Source organism: Kitasatospora sp. NPDC003701, assembly GCF_053587085.1.
This window is the reverse complement of sequence record NZ_JBSFNM010000165.1, coordinates 1-1640: the sequence shown is the minus strand read 5'-3', so window position 1 is coordinate 1640 and position 1640 is coordinate 1. Positions and strand designations below refer to the sequence as shown.

The following is a 1640-nucleotide window of genomic DNA, read 5'->3' as shown; positions in this document are numbered from 1 at the left end:
ATCCTGGAGCAGGCCGAGGCGCCGGTCGAGGTGCCGGTCGAGGAGGTCGTCGAACTGCCGGTGGTGCCGCTGGTGCTGTCGGGCAAGTCCGAGGAGGCGGTGCGGGGTCAGGCTGCTGCACTGCTGGAGCGGCTGCGCGGGGGTGAGGTGCGGGCGCTGGATGCGGCGTTCTCGCTGGCGACCTCGCGTTCGGCGTTCGAGCAGCGTGCGGCCGTGGTCGCGGCTGATCGTGAGGAACTCCTTTCCCGTCTCGGGGACTTGGTGTCGGGTCCGGCGGATGTCTCGACTGTGGTGGCGGGTCGGCTGGGGGTGGTGTTCTCGGGTCAGGGTTCGCAGTGGCCGGGGATGGGCCGTGAACTGAGCGAGTTGTTCCCGGTGTTCGCCCAGGCGTATGGCGAGGTGTGTGCGGAGCTGGGGGTGGATCTGCCGTCGGACGAGGGCATCCACCGCACCGGTTTCGCGCAGCCCGCGATCTTCGCCCTTGAGGTTGCCCTGTTCCGGTTGTTCGAGTCGTGGGGCGTGTCCGCGGGTGTGCTGGCGGGTCACTCGGTCGGGGAGATCGCCGCCGCCCATGTGGCGGGTGTGCTGTCGTTGAAGGACGCGTGTGCGCTTGTCGTGGCGCGTGGGCGGTTGATGGAGGCGCTGCGCGCCGGTGGCGCGATGGTGGCGGTCGGCGCACCCGAGGAGGAGGTGCGGGAGCTGCTGGCCGGCACGGAGGGTGTGTGGCTGGCGGCGGTCAACGGCCCCACGTCACTCGTGCTTTCGGGACACGAGGAGCAGGTCCTGGCCGTGGCGGCGACCCTCGCCGAGCGCGGCTTCCGCACAAAGGCTCTGACGGTCAGTCATGCCTTCCATTCGGGTCTGATGGATCCGATGCTGGAGGAGTTCGGCGCGGTCGTGTCGGGCCTGGACCTGCGCGAGCCGGTGCTGCCGCTGGTGTCGACGGTGACGGGCCGGGTGGAGTCGGAGCTGTGGACGGATCCGGCGTACTGGGTGCGTCAGGTTCGTGAGGCGGTGCGTTTCGCTGATGCCGTCGCGACGATGCTGGACCTTGGCGCCGGGACGTTCCTGGAGGTCGGTCCGGACGCGGTGCTGGCGGGGATGGTCGCGGAGTGCCTGCCGCAGGACGGCCCGGCCCGCGCTGTGGTGCCGGCCCTGCGCCAGGGCCGTGACCAGGCCCGGACCGTCGTCGAGGCCGTGGCCCGTCTGCACGCCACGGGCACCTCGGTTGCCTGGCCTGCTCTGTTCGAGGGCACGGGTGCGCGCCGGGTCGATCTGCCGACGTACGCGTTCCAGCGCCGCCGCTACTGGCCGGAGGCCTCCGGGGCGGGCGCGAAGGACGCGGCCGGCCTGGGGCTGGAAGCCGCCGCCCACCCGCTGCTCGGTGCGGCGATCGAGGTCGCGGACAGCGACGAGGTCCTGTTCACCGGTCGTCTTTCCCTCGCCACTCACCCGTGGCTGGCCGACCACACCGTGCTGGGCAGTGTGTTGCTGCCGGGGACGGGGTTCGTGGAGTTGGCGTTGCGGGCTGCGGATCAGGTGGGTTGCGGGGTGCTGGAGGAGTTGACGCTGGAGGCTCCGCTGGTGTTGCCGGAGCGGGGTGCGGTGCAGTTGCAGGTGGTGGTGGGTGCTCCGGACGG

1 protein-coding gene is annotated in these 1640 nt (G+C 71.4%); it reads left to right on the top strand.

Annotation, left to right across the window (positions count from 1 at the left end; genetic code table 11):
- On the top strand, window positions 1–1640 hold a 1640-nt coding region (locus ACWDRR_RS44395; RefSeq protein ID WP_449778033.1), incomplete at both ends, for an acyltransferase domain-containing protein.